This is a genomic window from Cupriavidus numazuensis (genome assembly GCF_905397435.1).
Classification (GTDB): domain Bacteria; phylum Pseudomonadota; class Gammaproteobacteria; order Burkholderiales; family Burkholderiaceae; genus Cupriavidus; species Cupriavidus numazuensis.
This window is the reverse complement of sequence record NZ_CAJPVI010000054.1, coordinates 21,488-42,154: the sequence shown is the minus strand read 5'-3', so window position 1 is coordinate 42,154 and position 20,667 is coordinate 21,488. Positions and strand designations below refer to the sequence as shown.

Annotated in this window: 15 protein-coding genes and 1 pseudogene; 5 read left to right on the top strand and 11 right to left on the bottom strand. The window is 66.4% G+C overall.

Annotation, left to right across the window (positions count from 1 at the left end):
• Positions 1 to 1,461, bottom strand: a complete 1,461-nt coding sequence (locus KHO41_RS32115; protein WP_211957275.1) for a SidA/IucD/PvdA family monooxygenase — start codon at positions 1,459 to 1,461, stop codon at positions 1 to 3.
• Positions 1,454 to 2,452, bottom strand: coding sequence for a LysR family transcriptional regulator (locus KHO41_RS32110; RefSeq protein ID WP_211957274.1), 999 nt, complete (start codon positions 2,450 to 2,452; stop codon positions 1,454 to 1,456). The genes KHO41_RS32115 and KHO41_RS32110 overlap by 8 nt, the downstream gene beginning before the upstream one ends.
• Positions 2,453 to 2,605: 153 nt before the next feature.
• Here KHO41_RS32110 and KHO41_RS32105 point away from each other — a divergent pair, with 153 nt between their 5' ends.
• From KHO41_RS32105 to KHO41_RS32090, 4 genes are all read left to right on the top strand, one after another.
• A complete protein-coding gene (locus KHO41_RS32105) occupies positions 2,606 to 4,123 on the top strand; it encodes a glycine betaine ABC transporter substrate-binding protein (protein WP_376989916.1) in 1,518 nt (505 codons plus the stop codon).
• Positions 4,124 to 4,240: 117 nt separating this feature from the next.
• On the top strand, positions 4,241 to 4,426 hold the full coding sequence (locus KHO41_RS32100) for a DUF2970 domain-containing protein (RefSeq protein ID WP_140953462.1): 186 nt from the start codon (positions 4,241 to 4,243) through the stop codon (positions 4,424 to 4,426).
• Between the two features lie 58 nt (positions 4,427 to 4,484).
• A complete protein-coding gene (locus tag KHO41_RS32095; RefSeq protein ID WP_211957273.1) occupies positions 4,485 to 5,783 on the top strand; it encodes a c-type cytochrome in 1,299 nt (432 codons plus the stop codon).
• 18 nt (positions 5,784 to 5,801) lie between these two features.
• A complete protein-coding gene (locus KHO41_RS32090) occupies positions 5,802 to 7,637 on the top strand; it encodes a flavin monoamine oxidase family protein (RefSeq protein WP_211957272.1) in 1,836 nt (611 codons plus the stop codon).
• An 811-nt stretch (positions 7,638 to 8,448) separates the two neighbouring features.
• Here the strand turns inward: KHO41_RS32090 and KHO41_RS32085 are convergent.
• The 3 genes from KHO41_RS32085 to KHO41_RS32075 all read right to left on the bottom strand — a co-directional run bounded on the left by KHO41_RS32085 (position 8,449) and on the right by KHO41_RS32075 (position 11,027).
• Positions 8,449 to 9,429, bottom strand: a complete 981-nt coding sequence (locus tag KHO41_RS32085) for a glutathione S-transferase family protein (RefSeq protein WP_211957271.1) — start codon at positions 9,427 to 9,429, stop codon at positions 8,449 to 8,451.
• A gap of 178 nt (positions 9,430 to 9,607) precedes the next feature.
• On the bottom strand, positions 9,608 to 10,612 hold the full coding sequence (locus tag KHO41_RS32080) for an acyltransferase (RefSeq protein WP_211957270.1): 1,005 nt from the start codon (positions 10,610 to 10,612) through the stop codon (positions 9,608 to 9,610).
• A gap of 91 nt (positions 10,613 to 10,703) precedes the next feature.
• Positions 10,704 to 11,027 (bottom strand): hypothetical protein, encoded by a 324-nt coding sequence (locus KHO41_RS32075; protein WP_211957269.1) that lies wholly within the window; start codon positions 11,025 to 11,027, stop codon positions 10,704 to 10,706.
• A gap of 568 nt (positions 11,028 to 11,595) precedes the next feature.
• Between KHO41_RS32075 and KHO41_RS32070 the strand changes: the two are divergent.
• Positions 11,596 to 11,988: pseudogene (locus KHO41_RS32070) on the top strand (c-type cytochrome); the annotation flags it as partial.
• A gap of 64 nt (positions 11,989 to 12,052) precedes the next feature.
• Here the strand turns inward: KHO41_RS32070 and KHO41_RS32065 are convergent.
• From KHO41_RS32065 to KHO41_RS32040, 6 genes are all read right to left on the bottom strand, one after another.
• On the bottom strand, positions 12,053 to 13,003 hold the full coding sequence (locus tag KHO41_RS32065; protein ID WP_376989917.1) for a hydroxymethylglutaryl-CoA lyase: 951 nt from the start codon (positions 13,001 to 13,003) through the stop codon (positions 12,053 to 12,055).
• A 1-nt stretch (position 13,004) separates the two neighbouring features.
• Positions 13,005 to 15,029, bottom strand: a complete 2,025-nt coding sequence (locus tag KHO41_RS32060; protein WP_211957268.1) for an acetyl/propionyl/methylcrotonyl-CoA carboxylase subunit alpha — start codon at positions 15,027 to 15,029, stop codon at positions 13,005 to 13,007.
• 126 nt (positions 15,030 to 15,155) lie between these two features.
• Positions 15,156 to 15,944 carry an enoyl-CoA hydratase/isomerase family protein gene (locus KHO41_RS32055; protein WP_211957267.1) on the bottom strand — a complete coding sequence of 263 codons (789 nt, stop codon included), beginning with the start codon at positions 15,942 to 15,944 and terminating at the stop codon, positions 15,156 to 15,158.
• A 38-nt stretch (positions 15,945 to 15,982) separates the two neighbouring features.
• On the bottom strand, positions 15,983 to 17,590 hold the full coding sequence (locus tag KHO41_RS32050) for a carboxyl transferase domain-containing protein (protein ID WP_211957266.1): 1,608 nt from the start codon (positions 17,588 to 17,590) through the stop codon (positions 15,983 to 15,985).
• Positions 17,591 to 17,659: 69 nt separating this feature from the next.
• Positions 17,660 to 18,841, bottom strand: a complete 1,182-nt coding sequence (locus tag KHO41_RS32045; protein ID WP_211957265.1) for an isovaleryl-CoA dehydrogenase — start codon at positions 18,839 to 18,841, stop codon at positions 17,660 to 17,662.
• 39 nt (positions 18,842 to 18,880) lie between these two features.
• The gene (locus tag KHO41_RS32040) at positions 18,881 to 20,617 is read right to left on the bottom strand and encodes an AMP-binding protein (RefSeq protein WP_211957264.1); all 1,737 of its coding nucleotides are present in this window, start codon (positions 20,615 to 20,617) and stop codon (positions 18,881 to 18,883) included.
• Between the last annotated feature and the right edge of the window lie 50 nt (positions 20,618 to 20,667).

Below are 20,667 nucleotides of genomic sequence, written 5' to 3'. Positions count from 1 at the left end.
TCAGGATTTCAGTGCGGGCGGCGGTGCCGGCACCCATTCGTCGCCAAACACTTCAGGCTCGGCATAGGCCTGCAGCGCGGCGTAGTGCAGTTCAACGTCTTCCTGGTAGAGCAGGCCGGCAATGCCCTGGCCCAGGCGCCTTGCGCCGTCGCTGATGGCCGGGATGTCTCCCGACACCGTGCCGTGCGACAGCGCGGCCGGATAGCAGAACGCGTGGATGCGCGACAGCCCCGGACAAGCGCCCGGCATCTTCTCCTGGAATTCGAAGACCGGGCCGAGATCGGGGGAGTCGGACAATTCGCCGTCTTCCTGTCCGGGCCGAGGATCGAAACGGTCGCGCCAGAAACGGATATGCGGCGCGAACGCGGTGAACTCGGGGCGGGTCTCCAGCGCGATGCGAAAACCTGTCGAGAAGATCAGGAAGTCCAGTTCGAATACACCCTTGGGCGTGCGCACGCGCAGCACATCGCCGTCTACGTCGACCGCGTCGAGCGCACAACCGAGGTTGAAGCGTGCATTGGCATGGCGCGAGACGCGCAGCGTGCTGCCGCGCGGCGGCGGTACCTGCTGGCTGTTGATGTAATGGCGCAGGCGCCATTTCCATTCGTCGGACAGGCCATTGTGGCCAAAGGTCAGGCCGGGATTTCCCGCGCCCTTGCTCTTGTTGACACGGGGGATATCCGCGCGGCGGATCAGCATGTCGACGCTCGCGGCGCCTGCCTCCAGCGCGGTGGCAGCACTATCCATGGCTGAGGCGCCGGCGCCGACCACGCCCACGCGCTTGCCGCGAAGACTGGTGTAGTCCATGTCGTCGGACGAATGGGCCCACAGCTTGCGCGGCAGGTTTTCGGCGAGCGGCGGCACATACGCGCCGCCGAGGCCGTCACGGCCGGTGGCAAGCACCACGCGGCGGGCCAGTACCGTGCGCGGGCCGTCCGGCGTCGCCATCGACAGCGCGACAAGGCCGTCGGCGCGCGGCAGCACCTGTTCGACGCGGTGCCCGTTGCGGATATCGAGGTCGAGCACCTGCCGGTACCAGCGCAGGTAGTCCATCCACTGCAGCCGCGGGATCTTGTCGAGCGATTCCCAGGCCTCGCTGCCGAACTGCGCTTCGAACCACGCGCGGAAGGTCAGCGCGGGCAGGCCCAGCGCGGGCCCCGTGAGTTGCTTCGGCGAGCGCAGGGTCTCCATGCGTGCCGTGGTAGCCCACGGTCCCTCGAAGCCTTCCGGCGACTGGTCGAACGCGCAGGCCTGGATGCCCAGGTGCTTGAGCGTGGCGCTGACGGCCAGGCCGGCCATGCCGCTGCCGATCACGGCGACGTCGAGCACGGCTTGTCCTTCGTGGTTGCGCGGCATGGTCCAGGCCTTGGCCGGCAGTTCCAGCCAGGCGAGATCCTGGCGCAATCGCGCTTCAAGCGCGGCCAGGCTAGCCGCGCCGCGTGGGATGTTGGTGTCAGTCATGACTCAGGGACTCGATATCTTCAGTTGGGGCGGTGCCGTCGCCATACAGCGATTGCAGCAGCGCGCCGTGCTCGGTGGGATCGCGGCGCACGAAATCGGGCAGCAGCGCGGCGGACGCCTCCGCCAGCAGGTCGACCAGTCCGAGCACGACGGCACTGGCGGGGCGCGCTTGCGGCGTGATCACGCCGAAATAGAACGGGATGTCCGCGTCGACCGGGCGCACGGCGATGTCGGCGAGCGGCAGGCCGCGCGCGGTTACGGGTTCCAGCACGGCGATGCCGAGCCCGGCGCGCACCAGCGTCAGCGCGTTGATCGAGGTATTGGTGTCGATCACGCCCGCCGGTCCGATGCCTGCGCGCGCAAACGCGGCATCCGTGCGCCGCCGCAGGCGGTAGGGGTTCTGCATCGTGACGATGCGGCGGTCGCGGCAGTCCGCGAGACGCACGGTCTTACAGGCGGCGAGCGGATCGTCGGCGCGCATCGCCGCCACGCAAGCGGCCTGTCCGATCCAGTGGACGTTCACGCCGCGATGTTCCAGCGGCAGGCTGTTCACGCCGATCTCGGCGGCGCCGGTCAGCACCGCATGCACGACCTGCTCGGGCGACACACTCTGCACTTCGACGCGCTCCGGCGCACACAACCCGCGCCCGAAGGCCAGTGCGAGCGCCGCGGGCAGCAAGCCGGCCGACAGCGCCGGCGTGGCGGCAATGCGTAGCGGCCGGCCATCGCCGCGCGCCAGCGCCGCGGCACGGTTGCGGATCTGCTGCAGCCCGGCCAGCGTCTGTTCCACCTCGTCATAGAGCAGAAAGCCTTGCTCGGTGGGGCTGACGCGCGGACCGCTGCGCGTGAACAGCGCGAAGCCCAGTTCGCCTTCCAGCTCCTGGATCAGCCGGGTGATAGCCGGCTGCGAGCGGCCGAGCAGACGGCCGGCGGCGGTGACGCTGCCGGTCGTGACGACTGCCGCAAAGGCTTCGAGTTGCCGGATTTCCATGAACTGCGAACGTGTTTGTATGCGAATTATGGATTCTGCATGCTTGATCATGCGAATGGCAAATACTATTTCGCTATGACGTCATGTGCACGCGCGCGCCTATGATGTAGAGATGCCGGATGCACATCGGCCAACGAGAGTCGGAGCCGCCGTTTGCCTTTCTTCCGCCGCAGGGGTGCGTTTCCGGGCGCGGCAGCCTGGCTGGCCGGGCTGCTGCTGGCGCTGCTGTGTGTGTGCGAGACACGGGCAGCCGACACGCTCAGGGTCGGCTCCAAGCGCTTTACGGAGTCCTACATCCTCGGCGAGTTGCTGACGCAGGCCGTCGGCAATGCGCGCCACCAGGCCGGACTAGGCAATACGGCAATCGTGTTCGAGGCGCTGCGGTCCGGCAGCATCGACCTCTATCCCGACTACACCGGCACGCTGGCGAGCGAGATCCTCAAGCTGCCGCCGGGAGCGACGCTCGCGCAGATCAATGACGCGCTGGCGCCGATGGGGCTCGGCGCGGGCATCGCGCTCGGGTTCGAGAACACCTATGCGCTGGCCGTGCGGGAAGCGCATGCCTCCGGATTGCGGCGGCTGAGCGACCTCGCGAAGCAGCCGCAGTTGCGTCTGGGCCTCTCGCACGAATTCCTTGGGCGCACCGATGGATGGCCGGGGTTGGCCCGGCGTTACGGGCTGCCGCAGAAACCTGTCGGACTGGACCACGGCGTGGCCTACGAAGCGCTTGCAGCAGGGCAGGTCGATGTGATCGACATCTACTCGACCGACGCCAAGATCCGCAAATACCAGCTGCGCGTACTGGAAGACGACCTGCACTTCTTTCCGCGCTATGACGCCGTGGTGGTCTACCGGCTGGATGTACCGCGCCGGTTTCCGGCCGCGTGGCAGGCGCTGCAGGCGCTGGCCGGACGCATCAGCGCGGCGGACATGGTGACGATGAACGCGGAGGCCGAAATCGACGGCCAGTCGTTCGCGGCGATTGCGCGTGACTTCCTGTCCGGCCATGCTGCGAAGGGGCCAGCACGCGCCGGCCTGATGCAGGCGCTGCTTGATGACGACACGCTGCGTCTGACGCGCCGCCATGTAGCGCTGGTGGTCGGCGCAGTCGGCGCCGCCACGATCGCAGGGGTCCCGCTCGGCATCGTGTCGGCGCGGCGCCGGCGGCTGGGGCAGGGTGTGCTCGGTGTGGTCAGCATGCTGCAGACGGTGCCGTCGCTGGCGCTGCTGGCCATGCTGATCCCGTTGCTCGGCCGCATCGGCGTCTGGCCCGCGATGATCGCGCTGTTCCTCTATGCGCTGCTGCCGATCGTGCGCAATACCTGCACGGGGCTGCAGCAAGTGTCCGCCGGCATGCGCGACGCGGCGCGCGCGCTGGGGCTGCGCGACGTGCAGGTGCTGCGCTACGTCGAACTGCCGCTGGCGCTGCCAGTCGTGCTGGCCGGCGTGAAGACCGCGGCGATCATCAGCGTGGGGACCGCGACCATCGCTGCGTTTGTCGGCGCGGGCGGCTATGGAGAGCGCATTGCCACCGGACTCGCGCTCAACGACACGGTGCTGCTGCTCGCCGGCGCCATTCCCGCCGCCGTGCTGGCACTGGCCGTCCAGGCCGGTTTCGAAGCGCTGGAATGGGCGCTGCGCCGGAAACGGCACGCCGGGTCGCCCATCTGATATGCAAGAATTCGCGATATCTGCTGCTGTCATGTCCGCAGGCTGGCGCCGATAATCGGCGCCAGGGACTGGCAGCGCAAGGGCGGCTGCCACCCGGAGACAGACCAAGGAGTGGCAATGAACCCGTTGAGGCTTGTCCGCACTGTGCTGTGGGGCTTTCTCGGCCTGCGCAAAGGCCAGGAACACCAGCGCGACCTGGAGAACATGCGGCCGGTGCCGCTGATCCTGACCGGCGTGTCGCTGGCGGCCGGGCTGGTGTTTTGCCTGCTGATGGTGGCAAAGTTCGCAGTAGCCGGCGCCTGAGGCTGACGCAGCGGCAGGCTGCCGTGCAACCCGAGAACAATAAGACCTGGACGGACCTATGTTTTTCCCCGCAAGGCGGCTGCTGAGCGCCGCCACGCTGCTCGCAGGCCTGTTCGCCGGCTTGCCGGGCAGCATCGCTCCCGCTGGCGCAGCGGATGCAGCCTCGGCCGACGTGGAGCGCGGCCGCTACCTCGCGCGCGTCGCGAACTGCGTGGCCTGCCATACGCACGAAGGCGGCAAGCCTTTCGCCGGTGGCCTGCCGATCCGCACCGAAGCGGGCACGCTTTACTCGACCAACATCACCCCGGATGCCACGACCGGCATCGGCGGCTACACGCTCGCCGAGTTCGACCGCGCAGTGCGCCAGGGCGTCGCGCGCGACGGCAGACGGCTCTATCCCGCCATGCCTTACCCGTCTTACGCGCGCATGCGTGCCGAAGATGTGGCCGCGCTCTATGCCTACATGCGGGCCGGCGTGACGCCCGTCACCCAGCGCAACACGGATGCGCAGATGCGCTGGCCGTACAGCATGCGCTCGCTGCTGATCGTGTGGAACGCGCTGTATGTGAGCGGGTCACCCGTGCGCACCGATGCCGCGAAGGGCGCGGAGTGGAACCGCGGCGCTTACCTGGTGCAGGCCGTCGCGCACTGCGGGGCGTGCCACACGCCGCGCGGCTGGCTGTATGGCGAGAAGGGCCTCGACGAGCGCAGCAAGCGGTTCCTGTCCGGTGCCGGCGTGGAAGGGTGGTCAGCCACCAATCTGACCGGCGACCAGATCACGGGCCTGGGCGCCTGGTCGCGCGCGGAAATCGCCGAGTTCCTGCGCACCGGACGCAATGCGCACGCTACGTCGTTCGGGCCGATGTCCACGGTGATTTCCACGGCCACGCAATACATGACGCCGACCGATCTCGATGCCGTGGCCGCCTACCTGAAGTCGCTGCCCGGCGCCCGCGGCGAAACCCAGCCGTTCCGACATGACGCAACGACTGCACCAAGCCTGCTGCAGGGCCGCTACGACAGCCCCGGCGCGCGCCAGTATTCGCAGTTCTGCATGCCTTGCCATGGCGCCGACGGCAAGGGCTTTGCGCGCGTGTTTCCGCCGCTGGCCGGCAACCCGACGGTTGCGGACCCGGACCCGGCCTCGCTCGTGAACCTGCTGCTGAACGGCGCGGTGACTGCGCGCGTCAACACCGCGCCCACCGATTACCACATGCCGGGCTATGGCTGGACCCTGGACAACCAGGAACTCGCCAACGTGCTCACCTTCATCCGCGGCAGTTGGGGCAACCGCGCCGCGCCCGTCAGCGAGGCCACCGTGGCCGCGCGCCGGCGCGAACTTGAAGCGTCCCGCTGACTCCGCCACGATCCTCCCATGACGATTTCGCGCAGAGATTTCCTCAACGGCACCGCGCTCGCCATCGCCGCCGGCATGGCGCCCGCGCAACTGCTGGCCGCCGCAGGGCAGCCGGGCTCCGCTTATCCGCCCGCGCTGACAGGCTTGCGCGGCAACCATGCCGGTACCTTCACGCTCGCCCATAGCCTCGCGCGGGAAGGCGCCAAGTATCCGACCGTGATGGCCCACGAGGCCTTCGATCTCGTGGTGGTGGGCGGCGGCCTCAGCGGCCTGGCGGCTGCGTGGTTCTACCAGCGGCGTTTCGGTCCCAACCGGCGCATCCTGATCCTCGATAACCACGACGATTTCGGCGGCCACGCCAAGCGCAATGAATTCACTGTGCGTGGCAAGCGGCTCGTGACCTATGGCGGCAGCGCAGAGATGCCGCCGTCGGCCGCGACCGACGCGGCCGTGCGCGAACTCTTCACCGGCCTGGGCGTCGATGCCGCGCGCACGCCGCCGGCCGAACAGGCGGACCCTTACGCCGCGCTCGGCATGGGCCGCGCGGTGTTCTTCGACGCCGACCACTTTGGCCGAGATCAGTGGCTCGCCGGCGACCCCTTCGGCGAATACGTCGATGCACGCGGCGGGCGGCAGGGCACCACGGCGCCTGACGCAGCGGCCGTGCGGCGCTTCCTCGATGCCGCACCGTTACCGCCGCAAGACCGCGCGGCACTGGCCCGGCTGGTCGACGGCGCCACCGATTACTTGCCGGGCATGCCGGCCGGTGAACGCGCGACGTACCTGCGCAGTACGCGCTATGCGGCGTTCCTGCGCGACAAGGCCGGTATCGGCCTCGCCGGACAGCGCTTCCTGCGTAGCCGCAGTAACGACGCCTACGCGCTCGATGCCGACGGTATCAGCGTGGCCGATGCGATCGGCATCGGTCTGCCGGCAGGCGCGGGCATGCCAGCGCCTTCGCCAGATCCTCGCCTTGGAAAGTCGCCGGCCTCGCGGCTGTGGTTCCCGGACGGCAATGCCTCGCTCGCGCGGCTGCTGGTGCAGCGCTTGATTCCGGGCGTAGCGCAGCTCTCGCGTCCATCGGACATCATGAACGCGGCCTTCAATTACGGACGTCTCGACCAGGAAGGGGCGCCGGTGCGGCTGCGCCTGGAAGCCACGGCCATCGCCGTCGATCCGGACGGACCGATCACGCGTGTCACCTATGGCTGGCGCGGCAACCTGCATCGCATCGAAGCGCGCCACGTGGTGCTGGCCGGCTGGAACATGATGGTGCCTTACCTGATGCCGTCGCTGCCCGCTGCGCAGCGCGACACCATGCGTGCCGAAGTCAAGGCGCCGCTGGTCTATACCAAAGTTGCGCTTGACCACTGGCGCGCGTTTGCCGCGCTCAAGACGCGGCGTATCCACGCGCCGGCGATGGCCTACACCGATCTGTGGCTGGAGCCGCCTGCCGGGACGAGTCCGACCCATCCGGCGGTGCTGCATATGCTCTACGTGCCGACGGTGCCCGACAGCGGCATGAGTGCACGCGAGCGGTTCCGCGCGGGGCGTGCGTTCCTGCTCGGCACGCCGTTCAGCGAACTGGAGCGTGGTATCCGTACACAACTGGACCGCATGCTCGGGGCTGCGGGGTTTGCGTCAAAGGATGTCATTCGCGCGATCACCGTCAACCGGTGGGCGCACGGCTACAGCTATCGGCCTGACAGCCTTGCCGGGGAAGATCAGGCTACGTGGGCTTCGCCCGCGGGGGTGGGTAATGTGAGTTTTGCTGGGAGCGACAGTGCGGGGAGTCCGTCACTGACGGGGGCGATTGCGCGGGGGCGGAGTGCTGTAGAGCGATTCGCCGGGTAATCGCGAAATGCGGGGGATATCGTGCTTGGCGGGCGCCGCTGTTTCGCCGGCGTAGCCGGCGGGAGCTTGTCGTTCGGGCTGGGTTATCGCTCTTGGCAGGCGCTGCTGTTTCGCCGGCGTAGCCGGCGACCTACTTTTACCCGAGCGGTAAAAGTAGGCAAAAGCGCGTTTACGTGGTCAACCAAAGGCTCAATGCCATTGGGGCATCAGAGGTCCGCTGGACTGCCTGCCGCGTAGATGATCGGGGTGGGACAGCGCGTACGAGCGAACCCGGATTACGGAGTGGTCCCTTCTAATATCGCCCTCACGGGGACGCCTACGGCTGCGCTACGCGCGGCTCGGAGTAAGACCGCGAAGGTCTGACCCGAACGGCGCTCCAGTGACGATGCCTTGGGCGCATTGCATGCGCGTAGAGAAAGGAAACAGGCCTCGGGCGCCAGCGACGTTGATGAGCTCGCATCCAGACGACGACGTGCGCGCAGCGCAGCCGAAGGCGTCCCACCACTGACTTGGTTGAAACGCTGTACCCGAGTCCGTCTTGGGGATCGTCCAAAAGCCGTGCCGCGCAAGGCACAGGTTCTGACTCACATGGCGTAGCAGGTTGGAACGGCCGACCACCATCGCAGGCGTCCAAAGCCGTTTGAATGACTGCCGCCGTGGAATTGATGGCCAGCGGCAACGACGCGCTTTTCTGCCTACTCTTTTGTCGCTCGGACAAAAGAGTAGGTCGCCGGCTACGCCGGCGAAACAGCGGCGCTAGTCAAGAACGACACCCCATTCCCGACCATAAAACCCCCAGCCCCAACAAACCTCAACCACCCCCCTCCCGCCCATGCGGCGCATCAAGATCCATCACCGGCCCTGCGGGCACGATACCGGCCGGATTCAGCGTACGGTGGCTCTCGTAATAATGGTGCTGGATGTGCTGGAAATTCACAGTCTCCGCAATACCCGGATGCTGATAGAGATCCCGCACAAACGCGAACAGGGCAGGGTAATCGGCAATCCGCCGCAGATTGCATTTGAAGTGCCCGACGTAGACCGGGTCAAAGCGAACCAGCGTGGTGAACAGCCGGATGTCGGCCTCCGTCAGGCGGTTCCCGACAAGATAACGCTGCGTCGACAGCCGGTTGTCGAGCCAGTCGAGCGTCTCGAACAGCGGCCACACAGCTTCTTCGTAAGCATCCTGCGTGGTGGCGAAGCCGGCCTTGTACACACCGTTGTTGACCGTGTCATAGACGCGCGCGTTGACCGCGTCGATTTCCTCGCGCAACTCCACCGGGTAGTAATCCCCCGGCCTGGCGCCGATCGCGTCGAACGCGCTGTTCATCATGCGCAGGATTTCCGACGACTCGTTGCTCACGATGGTGGCCCGCTGCCGATCCCATAGCACGGGCACAGTGACCCGACCCGTGTATTGCGGATCGGCCGCCGTATAGACCTGGTGCAGCACGCGCGCATGATTGACCGGGTCCGGCACCACGCCGGGACCGTCGGAGAAGGTCCAGCCTTCTTCACGCATCAGCCAGTGCACGACCGAGACGCCGATCATGTCATCCAGCCCCTTGAGGCGGCGCATGATCAGCGTGCGGTGCGCCCACGGACATGCAAGGCTGACGTACAGATGGTAGCGCCCGGCCTGCGCCGCGAAGCCGCCGTTGCCCGACGGGCCCGGCGCGCCATCGGCCGTGACCCAGTTGCGGAATGCTGAGTCCTTGCGCACGAAGCGTCCGCCGGTGGAGTCGGTGTCATACCACTTGTCCTGCCACTGGCCATTTACCAGAAGTCCCATTTGCAGCTCTCCTTGATGGCTGCGCGCGATGCATGTGTTGCGGGCGCGCCTACGCCACCATGGTGAGCGCTTTCGGACGGCTTTCCCTACGATTTTCCAGAGCAACTCGTTCGACTGCGTTGAACAAGTTGCCGACTGATTCACTTGCGCGAGCGCTGGCTCGGAATGGAAAGGTGCTTCAGTGATCCGTCGACTGTGCCAGCAGGACGTCGATCTCCGCATCCTTTTCCTGCCAGCGCGCGTCGAGCCAGCGATGGAAATCGCCACGGAATGTGGAGTCGGTGCCGTAGTCTGCGTTGCAGAATGCGGCAGGAATGGGCACCTGCCGCACGCGTACGATCACCGGGCCAGTTCGCCCGCACGCAAACTGCCAGAAGCTCGGCGCACCGTGCGGATAGACGATGGTCGCGTCGAGCAACGCGCGAAAGCGGCTTCCCATGCTGTTGATCGTCACCGCAAGCCCGCCGGCGCGCGGCTTGAGCAGGTGGCGGTACGGCGACGCCTGCGCCGCGCGCTTGGCTTCGCTGAAGCGCGTGCCTTCGGCAAACACCATCACGCTGGTAGGCGACAACGAGAACTTGTCGCAGGCGCGTCGCGCGGTTTCCTGGTCCTCGCGCCGCAGTTCGGGCTTGCGGCGCAACTGCGCCCGCGTGTGGCGCTTCATGAACGGAAAGTCCAGCGCCCACCATGCCAGGCCGATGAACGGCACATAGAGCAATTGCTGCTTGAGGAAGAACTTCAGCAGCGGCACGCGACCGTTGAGTGCGCGCTGCAGCACGAAGATGTCCACCCACGACTGGTGGTTGCAGTTGACCAGGTACCAGTCGGAACGCGCCAGGCCCGTTACACCGTCGACGTCCCACGCGTGCCGCTGGATCACGCCGAACCAGGCGCCGTTGCATGTGATCCATGCGCGCGCGACGGCGTTGAGGATCGGGTCGAGGCGCCGCCTTGCGCCGGGCATCGGCAAGGCCAGCTTCAGCAGCGCCAGCGGGAACAGCAACAGGCACCAGAACACCGTGTTGAGTCCCAGCACAAGCAGGCTGGCGACGCCCAGCGGCCAGCTATGCGGCGGTGGGCGCGATGTGCGCTGGTGGACGGGGCGGACGTTGGCTTCGTGGTGACCGGGTTGACCGGCAGCGATGGCGCTGCCGGCGTCGGCTTGGGAGGGAGTCGATGTCATGCGCGCCAGTTTGGCGGCGCAAAGCGCCCGATGACTTGCGCGGGATCAAGTCCTGTCCGATGCGATCCGGAAATCAACGATTGTCGCCGGATCACTCGGCGTTCTTCTTGGCTGGTGCCTTCTTTTGGCTGTGTGACTTGCCCGACGATTTCGGCTGCGTGGATTTGTCATCTACCAGCGACGAGGCCGTACCTTGCTTTGCGCCTTGCGTGTACGGATCGAACTTGTCACCGGCGCGCTGCGAGTCTGGAACGTAGCCGTCCTTGTTGGTGGCTCGCTGCGTATCGGGAACGTAGCCGTCCTTGTTGGTGCTGCGCATGTTGTAGTCGTAGCGGTCCGCCGGATTGGCGGGCCCCGCGGCGTAGGCGGCCATCGGGACAAGAGCGGCGATGGCCAGTGCGACAACGGCTTTCATGAGGGCTCCTTGCGAATCGGGATCACGCGGATCCATCGGAGTGACGGCGGCGCGGGAACGTCCGCCGAGTGCGCCAGACCCTAGCCTAGGCGTATCGAACACAAAGTTCCAGTGCCCGGCAATGCTGCATGTGGCGTGAGCGTTTCCCGACCTGTCTCAATTTGAGACACCCTGACCGTCGACGGCAATCACGCCGCCTGTCTGCAGTGAAATTGCGCCGCCAGTGGTCTCGTATTCGCGGGAATGCTCCCCTAAAGTACCGTCCAGCTTACGCGCGGGTCGCCAGTGGCGGCGTGGCGCGAAGACCGACCGGTCTCACGCGAAGGCCGGCATCCCGCTGTCGTGCCCGCTGCGCACGCTGGCCAACGCAGACAAAGCAATGCCACTTGCACCCACTGCCCTTGCACGCGACGCCTCGGCCGCGCGGCAGAGTTTCCTCGATGGAAAGGATGTGCCCGCCGGCATGGTCCCCGAGCCGATCATGCGTTCGTGGCAGCGTGCGGCGCAGGCCGGCGTGCGGCCGGAGCAGCGCCTGCTGTTCTCGGATGTCGTCACGCGCAGCCAGTGGCGTCGCGCTGAAGACCGGCAAACGCCGGGCACGGCGTACACCTTTGCCGTCGGGGGCAAGGCCAAGGCACCGGCATTCACGCCGTATCCGATGGCCGAGCTGGTGTCAGGCGTCAAATACGACGCGGGCAAGGTGCAGGAAGGGCAGAAGCTCTACGTCAACAACTGCGTGTTCTGCCATGGCGTGCCGGGCGTGGACAAGGGCGGCAACATTCCCAACCTCGCTTACGTCGGTGCTCCGGTCATCGAGCACCTGGACAAGTTCGTGTTCAACGGGCCGTTCGTGCAGAAGGGTATGCCCGACTTCACGGGCAAGCTGACGGTTGAAGACGTGGCCAAGATCCAGGCCTTCATCCTTGGTACCGCGGATGCCGTGCGGCCGAAGAGGCCGTAACAATGTAAAACGCCCGGGACGCGGCTGGCGTCCCGGGCGATGTGGGCCGGCGCGAGAGTCAGGCTCAGGCGCCTTGCTGCTGGCAGTTGCGTTCGAGCAATGCCTTGCCAACGCGCGAGCCGTACGGCCGCCCGATTGCCTCGGAGATGAAGGCGCCGGCCTGGATCACCTGGCCAAGATCGATACCGGTATGGATGCCCATGCCGTGCAGCATGTAGAGCAGATCTTCCGTCGCCACGTTGCCCGATGCGCCCTTGGCGTAAGGGCAGCCGCCCAGGCCCGCGACCGACGCATGGAAGATGCGGATGCCGACCTGCAGGCTGGCCAGGATATTGGGCAGCGCCTGGCCATACGTGTCGTGGAAATGTCCCGCCAGCCGTTCGCGCGGAAAGACTTGCGCTGCGGCGTTCATGACGGCCTGCGTGCGCAGCGGCGTGCCGACGCCGATGGTATCGGCGATATCGATCTCGTCGCAGCCAAGATCGCGCATGCGCGATACCACCTCGGCGACCTTTTCGATCGCGATCTCGCCCTCGTACGGACAACCGAGCGCGCACGAGATGCTGGCGCGAAGGCGCAGGCCGGCCGCTTTGGCTGCCGCTGCCACGGGCTCGAAACGCGAGATCGATTCGGCCACCGAGCAGTTGATATTGCGCTGGGAGAACGCTTCGCTCGCGGCACCGAAGATAACCGCCTCGTCGGCGCCTGCTGCCAGCGCGGCCTCGAAGCCCTTCATATTGGGCGTCAGCGCCGAATAGGCGGTGCCAGTCCGGCGCGCGATGGCGCCCATGACTTCGGCGCCGTCGGCCATCTGCGGCACCCACTTGGGCGAGACAAACGACGCGGCCTCGATATTGGCGAAGCCGGCCTCGCTCAGGCGATTGATGAGTTGGACCTTGACCGCGGCCGGCACGTGGCGTGCTTCGTTCTGCAGGCCGTCGCGCGGGCCCACCTCGACGATCTTGACGACGTCAGGCAAGGGCAGTGCCTGCAGGGAAGGGGCGTTGCGTTCCATGTCAGGCGGCCTCCTGTTCCAGCGTCACGAGCTGCGCGCCTTCCTGGACCTGGTCGCCCACGGCGTAGAGCACCTCCTGGACCTTGCCGCCGGCCGGAGCGGTCAGCGTGTGTTCCATCTTCATCGCTTCCATGACGATCAGTGCATCGCCCTTGTTGATGGTGGTGCCGGCTTCGACCATGACGGCGATGATGCGTCCCGGCATCGGCGCGGCCAGCTTGCCGCCTTCGCCTTCAGACTCGCCTGCATGCATCAGCGGATCCACGAGCACCAGCGAGCACTGGCCTTCACCGCTGAAGACGTGCAGGGTGTCGCCTTCGAGATGGCAGCGGCCCTTGACGGTGCGCTCGCCGAGATCGACGGTATGGACTTCGTCGCGCAGCGATGTGCGGAACGGCAAGGTCTTGCCTCGCACGGTCAGCGACTGGCGGCCAGCGTTGCTTTGCACGGCGACATCGATGTCGCCATCGGGCGTTTGCAGGCGATATGCAGTGCGGCCTGCGCCGTTCAGTCGCCACGCGCCGGCATGGGTCCACGGCGAATGCTGGTCGGCCGCGTCGATGCGGCGCTCGCGCGCTTCACGATCCAGCAGCGCGGCGGCGGCCAGCGCGATGGTTTCCATGCTGACCGGCGCGGGTGGCGGGAACAGCGTCGCTTCGTTGCGCTCGATGAGTCCCGTGTCGAGGTCAGCCGTGCGGAACGCTACGGACTTCACCAGCCGCTGCAGGAAGGCCACGTTGGTCGACAACCCGACTACGTGATACGCCGCCAGTGCCTGCTGCATGCGCGCAAGCGCTTCGTCGCGGTCTTTGCCCCAGACGATCAGCTTGGCGATCATCGGGTCGTAGTACGGGCTGATCGTGTCGCCTTCACGCACGCCGGAGTCAATGCGGACACCGGCCGGGCCATGCGCATCGCCGCCGCGCATGAACTGCACGGCAGGCGGCGTACGCAGGAAGCGCAGCGTGCCCGTGGACGGCAGGAACTGCTTGTCGGGGTTTTCGGCGTAGATCCGCGCTTCGAGCGCGTGGCCGTGAATGTGGAGTTCTTCCTGCTTCAGCGGCAGCGGTTCACCCGCCGCCACGCGCAGTTGCCATTCGACCAGATCCTGTCCCGTGATCATCTCGGTAACCGGATGTTCGACCTGCAGGCGCGTGTTCATCTCCATGAAGTAGAACGAACCGTCCTGGTTCGCGATGAACTCGACTGTGCCGGCGCCGACGTAGCCGACTGCCTTCGCAGCGGCAACCGCAGCTTCGCCCATCGCGCGGCGGCGCTCTTCAGTCATGCCCGGTGCGGGCGCTTCTTCCAGCACCTTCTGGTGGCGGCGCTGTACCGAACAGTCGCGCTCGAACAGGTAGACGCAGTTGCCGTGCGTATCGGCGAACACCTGAATTTCAATGTGGCGCGGACGCGTCAGGTACTTCTCGACGAGCACCTTGTCATCGCCGAAGCTGGCCGACGCCTCGCGCTTGACCGAGGCGAGCGCTGCTTCGAACGCGTTGCCCGATTCCACCACACGCATGCCCTTGCCACCACCACCTGCACTGGCCTTTAGCAGCACCGGGTAGCCGATACGGTCGGCCTCGCGGCGCAGCAGCGCCGGGTCCTGATCCTCGCCGTGATAGCCCGGCACCAGCGGCACCGAGGCCTTTTCCATCAGTTGCTTGGCCGCGCTCTTGCTGCCCATCGCATGGATGGCCGAAGCCGGCGGGCCGATGAAGACCAGGCCGGCCGCGGCGCAAGCCTCGGCAAACGCCTCGTTCTCGGAGAGGAAGCCGTAGCCGGGGTGGATTGCCTGTGCCCCGGTCTCCTTCGCCATCTCGATGATGTGCTCGGCGCGCAGGTAGCTGTCGCGCGCTGCGGCGCCGCCGATATGTACCGCTTCATCGCAGAACGCGACGTGGCGCGCATCGGCATCGGCGTCCGAGTACACCGCGACGGTGCGGATGCCCAGTTGGCGGCACGTGGCAGCGACGCGGCACGCGATCTCGCCGCGGTTGGCGATCAGGATCTTGTTGAACATGGTTTCTCCTGGAATGGGGGCGGGCGAGGGCAGCGGCATCGGGCCGACCGCTGCCGCATGCGGGCGGCAGGCAGGCGCCGCCTCGGCATGCTGCCGGGGTTCGTTATGTCTGGGTGTCGGAAGCGCTTACGCGGGCTTCCACGCTGGCGAGCGCTTCTCCAGGAACGCGCGCACGCCTTCGCGGCCTTCGTCCGAGGCGCGGATGGCGGCGATGCGGTCCGCCGTGTCGGCCAGCAGGTCGTTGTCGACCGGGCGGCCCGCCACTTCCTGCACGAGTCGCTTGCTCTCGCGCACGGCGTTGGGACTGTTGCCGACCAGTGCCGAAGCGATTTCCGTCACCTTGGCATCAAGCGCATCTGCCGGTACCACGGCATGGACGAAGCCGAGGCGCAATGCTTCCGCTGCATCGAAACGCTCGGCCGTAATGAAGTAGCGGCGCGATGCCTGTTCACCCATGGCGCGGATCACGTACGGGCTGATGGTCGCGGGCAGCAGGCCCAGGCGCGCTTCGGACAGGCAGAAGTGCGCGTGGTCGGCGGCCACCGCGATATCGCACGCGGCGGCAAGGCCGACGCCGCCGGCATAGGTGTCGCCCTGGATGCGGGCAATGACCGGGCGCGGGCAGGACCAGATGGTGTGCAGCATCTGCGCGAGCGCCAGCGCATCGGCACGGTTCTCGTCGTTCGAGTAGCCGGCCATCTTCTTCATCCAGTTCAGGTCGGCGCCGGCGCAGAACGCGGGGCCGTTGCCGGCGAGTACGATCGCGCGCACTTCGTCCATGTCACCGAGGGCGCGGAAGGCGCCGGTCAGTTCGGCGATGACGGTTTCGTTGAACGCATTGCGCACGTCCGGGCGGTTCAGCGTCACGGTCGCGACATGCCGGGCGATGGTGACGTTAAGCGTGGTGAATTCCATGGTGGTATGGCTTGAATGAGCGTTGGTCGGTGGCAGGCTTACATGCGGAACACGCCGAACTTCATGTCATCGATCGGCGCGTTGAGGCTGGCCGACAGGCCCAACCCCAGCACCGTGCGCGTCTGCGCGGGGTCGATGACACCGTCGTCCCACAGCCGCGCGCTTGCGTAGTACGGGTGACCCTGGTGTTCGTACTGGTCGCGGATCGGCTGCTTGAAGGCGTCTTCCTCCTCCGCACTCCACTTGCCGCCCTTGGACTCGATGCCGTCGCGGCGCACCGTTGCCAGCACGCTGGCCGCCTGCTCGCCGCCCATCACGGAGATCCGCGCATTCGGCCACATCCACAGGAAGCGCGGAGAATACGCACGGCCGCACATGCCGTAGTTGCCCGCACCGAATGAGCCGCCGATGATCACCGTGAACTTCGGCACCTGCGCTGTGGCAACCGCCGTCACCATCTTGGCGCCGTTTCGCGCGATACCCTCGTTCTCGTACTTGCGGCCCACCATGAAGCCCGTGATGTTCTGCAGGAACACGAGCGGAATCTTGCGCTGGCAGCACAGTTCGATGAAGTGCGCACCCTTGAGCGCCGACTCCGAGAACAGGATGCCGTTGTTGGCAATGATGCCGACCGGGTAACCCCAGATGCGTGCGAAGCCGCAGACCAGCGTGGTGCCGTAGCGTGCCTTGAACTCGTCGAACTCGGAGCCATCGACGACGCGCGCGATGACTTCGCGCACATCGAACGGCTTGCGCGTATCGGTCGGGATCACGCCGTACAGTTCTTCGACCGGGTACAGCGGATCGGCCGGCTCGTGCAGGCGGATCTGGTCGGGCTTGCGGCGGTTCAGGTGCTGCACGATGTTTCGGGCCAGCGACAGCGCGTGGTGATCGTTCTGCGCGAAGTAGTCCGCCACACCGGACAGGCGCGTATGCACATCGGCGCCGCCGAGGTCTTCGGCAGTGACTTCTTCACCAGTCGCTGCCTTCACCAGCGGCGGACCGCCGAGGAAAATCGTGCCCTGGTTCTTCACGATGATCGATTCATCGCTCATTGCCGGCACATACGCGCCACCAGCCGTGCACGAGCCCATCACCACAGCGATCTGCGGAATGCCCTGCTTGGACAGGTTGGCCTGGTTGTAGAAGATGCGGCCGAAGTGGTCGCGGTCGGGGAACACATCATCCTGGTTCGGCAGGTTCGCACCACCCGAATCGACCAGATAGATGCACGGCAGGTTGTTCTGCTCGGCGATCTCCTGCGCACGCACGTGTTTCTTGACCGTCATCGGGTAGTACGTGCCGCCCTTGACGGTGGCATCGTTGCAGACGATCACGCATTCCTGCCCGGCTACGCGCCCGATGCCCGTGATGATGCCCGCGCCCGGCGCGGCGTCGTCGTACATGTCGTACGCGGCGAGCTGCGACAGTTCCAGGAACGGCGTGCCAGGATCCAGCAGTTGCTGTACGCGATCACGCGGCAGCAGCTTGCCGCGCGACAGGTGCTTGTCGCGCGCGGCGTCGCCACCGCCTTCGGCCAGCTTGGCGACCTTGGCCTTGAGGTCGGCGACCAGCGCCTGCATGGCTTCGACATTCGACTTGAACGATTCGGAGCGCGCGTTGAGTTTGGTTTCTAAGGTCGGCATACGATCTTGGGCAGTCTTGTTCTGGTCAGGCCGCCGGCAGGGCGGGGCAGTGGGGGCGTCGGTTGCGGATCAGGCCGTTTCGGCAAACAGCTCGCGGCCGATCAGCATGCGGCGGATTTCCGAGGTGCCGGCGCCGATCTCGTACAGCTTGGCATCGCGCCACAGACGGCCGGCCGGGTATTCGTTGATGTAGCCATTGCCGCCGAGGATCTGCACGGTTTCGCCCGCCATCCACGTGGCCTTCTCGGCGGTGTACAGGATCACCGCGGCGCAGTCCTTGCGCACCTGGCGCACGTGGTCGCTGCCGAGCGAATCCAGATTCTTGCCGACCGTGTACAGGTAGCTGCGCGCCGCTTGCAGCGTGGTGTACATGTCGGCGACCTTGCCCTGAATCAGCTGAAATTCGCCAATGCTCTGGCCGAACTGCTTGCGGTCGTGGATGTACGGCGTGACCACGTCCATGCACGCCTGCATGATGCCGATCGGGCCACCCGACAGCACGGCGCGCTCGTAGTCGAGACCGCTCATCAGCACCTTGGCGCCGCCGTTCTCCGCGCCGAGGATATTCTCGGCGGGAACTTCCACATCCTCGAACACCAGCTCGCCCGTGTGCGAGCCGCGCATGCCGAGCTTGTCGAGCTTCTGCGCGACCGAGAAGCCCTTCATGCCTTTCTCGACGATAAACGCGGTCATGCCGCGTGCGCCGAGTTCCGGTTCGGTCTTGGCGTAGACCACAAGCACGTCGCAGTCCGGGCCGTTGGTGATCCACATCTTGGTGCCGTTGAGGACATAACGGTCGCCCTTGCGCTCGGCGCGCAGCTTCATGCTGACCACGTCGGAGCCCGCGTTGGGTTCGCTCATCGCGAGCGCGCCGATCCAGTCGCCCGATACCAGCTTGGGCAGGTACTTCGCCTTCTGTGCGGCCGACCCATTGCGGTGGATCTGGTTCACGCACAGGTTCGAGTGCGCGCCGTAGGACAGGCCGACCGATGCCGAAGCGCGGCTGATTTCCTCCATCGCCACCATGTGGGCCAGGTAGCCCATGTTGGCGCCGCCGTATTCTTCGGCCACCGTGATGCCGAGCACGCCGAGGTCGCCCATCTTCTTCCAGGCGTCCATCGGGAACTGGTCAGTGCGGTCGATCTCGCCCGCACGCGGCGCCAGTTCGGCCTGGGCCCAGTCGCGCACGGCGCTGCGCAGCATCTCGATGTCTTCGCCCAGGTCGAATCTCAGGCCAGGGAGTTGGGTCATGATCGTGTTCTTCCGTAGATGTGTGTGGGGCGCCGTGGGTCAGGCGGTCTTGCTTTCGGTGAGGTTCAGTTCCTTCGTCATGCTTTCGCGCATGACGAACTTCTGCACCTTGCCCGTGATGGTCATCGGCATTTCGTCGACGAAGCGGATATAGCGCGGGATCTTGTAGTGGGCGATCTGGTCGCGGCAGAACGCACGGATCTCGTCTTCCGTGGCGCTCTGGCCGGGCTTGAGCACGACCCAGGCGCAGATTTCCTCGCCGTACTTCTGGTCCGGCACGCCGAACACCTGCACGGCCTGGACTTTGGGGTGGCGGAACAGGAACTCCTCGATCTCGCGCGGATAGACGTTCTCGCCGCCGCGGATCAGCATGTCCTTGACGCGGCCGACGATGTTGCAGTAACCCTCGGCGTCGATCGTGGCCAGGTCGCCGGTGTGCATCCAGCCGTCGCGGATCGCTTCGCTGGTGCGCGCCTCGTCGTCCCAGTAGCCGAGCATGACGGAGTAGCCGCGCGTGCATAGTTCGCCCGTTTCGCCGACCGGCACGGTCTGGCCCGTGGCATCGACCACCTTGCATTCCAGGTGTGGCTGCACGCGGCCGACCGTGGAGACGCGCTTGTCGAGCGGATCATTGGTCGAGCTCTGGAACGACACCGGGCTCGTTTCGGTCATGCCGTAGGCAATGGTGACGTCGGCCATGTGCATGTCGGCGACGACGCGCTTCATGACCTCGATCGGGCAGGGCGAGCCGGCCATGATGCCGGTGCGCAGCGTCGAAAAATCGAAGCGGCTGAATTCCGCGTGGTCGAGCTGCGCGATGAACATGGTCGGCACGCCGTGCAGGGCGGTGCAGCGTTCCTCGCTGACGGCCGACATGGTGGCCACCGGTTCAAACGCCTCGCCCGGGAAGACCATGCACGCGCCGGTGGACACGCATGCCAGCACAGCCAGCACCATGCCGAAGCAGTGGTACAGCGGCACCGGAATGCAGAGCTTGTCCTGCTCGGTGAAGCGCATCGCGGCGGCGATGTAGCGCGCGTTGTTGAGGATGTTCCGGTGTGTCAGCGTGGCGCCCTTGGGTGCGCCCGTGGTGCCGCTGGTGAACTGGACGTTGATCGGGTCATGGCGGTCGAGCTGCGCCGTGATCGCGTCGAGGTCGGATACCGGTACGCCGGCGCCGCGCGCGTGCAGTTCCTGCCACGTCAGCATGCCCGGCGTGGGCTTGTCTTCCATGCGGATGACCCAGCGCAGTGCCGGCAGGCGCGCAGCCTGCAGCGCGCCCGGTTCGCTCTGCTGCAGCTCGGGTGCCAGCGTCTGGAGCATCTCCAGGTAACGCGACGTCTTGAACGACTCCGGCGCGATGACGGCCTTGCAGCCGACCTTGTTCAGCGCGTATTCGAGCTCGGACAGGCGGTAGGCCGGGTTGATATTGACCATGACCAGGCCGACGCGCGCGGTGGCGAACTGGGTCAGCAGCCATTCCACGCGGTTCGGCGACCAGATGCCGACGCGGTCGCCGCGGCGCAGGCCCAGCGCGTGAAGGCTGGCAGCCAGCGCATCGACGGCCGCCGCGAATTCCTGCCAGGTCCAGCGGATGCCCTGCTCGCGGAACACCACCGCCGGGAGCTGGCCGAAGCGGGCGACCGTATCGGCCAGCATGGCCGGGATCGTCTGTTCGCTGAGCGGGGAGGTGGTGTCGCCCTTGACATAGGACAGCCCGTTGGCGGGCAGGGTTGTATCGGGCACGGGCCGGGAAGTCCCAGGCTGCATCGTCATGCTCGTCTCCAGAGTGCGGCGTTCGGTGTCGTTCTTCCCGTATCTTGAGC

What these genes read in the sequence shown, in the direction of transcription:
- KHO41_RS32100 (WP_140953462.1), top strand. Translation starts at nt 4,241, where the DNA reads ATGAACCCGTTGAGGCTTGTCCGCACTGTGCTGTGGGGCTTTCTCGGC.
- KHO41_RS32075 (WP_211957269.1), bottom strand. Translation starts at nt 11,027, where the DNA reads ATGAAAGCCGTTGTCGCACTGGCCATCGCCGCTCTTGTCCCGATGGCC.
- KHO41_RS32110 (WP_211957274.1), bottom strand. Translation starts at nt 2,452, where the DNA reads ATGGAAATCCGGCAACTCGAAGCCTTTGCGGCAGTCGTCACGACCGGC.
- KHO41_RS32085 (WP_211957271.1), bottom strand. Translation starts at nt 9,429, where the DNA reads ATGGGACTTCTGGTAAATGGCCAGTGGCAGGACAAGTGGTATGACACC.
- KHO41_RS32060 (WP_211957268.1), bottom strand. Translation starts at nt 15,029, where the DNA reads ATGTTCAACAAGATCCTGATCGCCAACCGCGGCGAGATCGCGTGCCGC.
- KHO41_RS32055 (WP_211957267.1), bottom strand. Translation starts at nt 15,944, where the DNA reads ATGGAATTCACCACGCTTAACGTCACCATCGCCCGGCATGTCGCGACC.
- KHO41_RS32095 (WP_211957273.1), top strand. Translation starts at nt 4,485, where the DNA reads ATGTTTTTCCCCGCAAGGCGGCTGCTGAGCGCCGCCACGCTGCTCGCA.
- KHO41_RS32065 (WP_376989917.1), bottom strand. Translation starts at nt 13,003, where the DNA reads ATGGAACGCAACGCCCCTTCCCTGCAGGCACTGCCCTTGCCTGACGTC.
- KHO41_RS32080 (WP_211957270.1), bottom strand. Translation starts at nt 10,612, where the DNA reads ATGACATCGACTCCCTCCCAAGCCGACGCCGGCAGCGCCATCGCTGCC.
- KHO41_RS32045 (WP_211957265.1), bottom strand. Translation starts at nt 18,841, where the DNA reads ATGACCCAACTCCCTGGCCTGAGATTCGACCTGGGCGAAGACATCGAG.
- KHO41_RS32040 (WP_211957264.1), bottom strand. Translation starts at nt 20,617, where the DNA reads ATGACGATGCAGCCTGGGACTTCCCGGCCCGTGCCCGATACAACCCTG.
- KHO41_RS32090 (WP_211957272.1), top strand. Translation starts at nt 5,802, where the DNA reads ATGACGATTTCGCGCAGAGATTTCCTCAACGGCACCGCGCTCGCCATC.
- KHO41_RS32050 (WP_211957266.1), bottom strand. Translation starts at nt 17,590, where the DNA reads ATGCCGACCTTAGAAACCAAACTCAACGCGCGCTCCGAATCGTTCAAG.
- KHO41_RS32115 (WP_211957275.1), bottom strand. Translation starts at nt 1,461, where the DNA reads ATGACTGACACCAACATCCCACGCGGCGCGGCTAGCCTGGCCGCGCTT.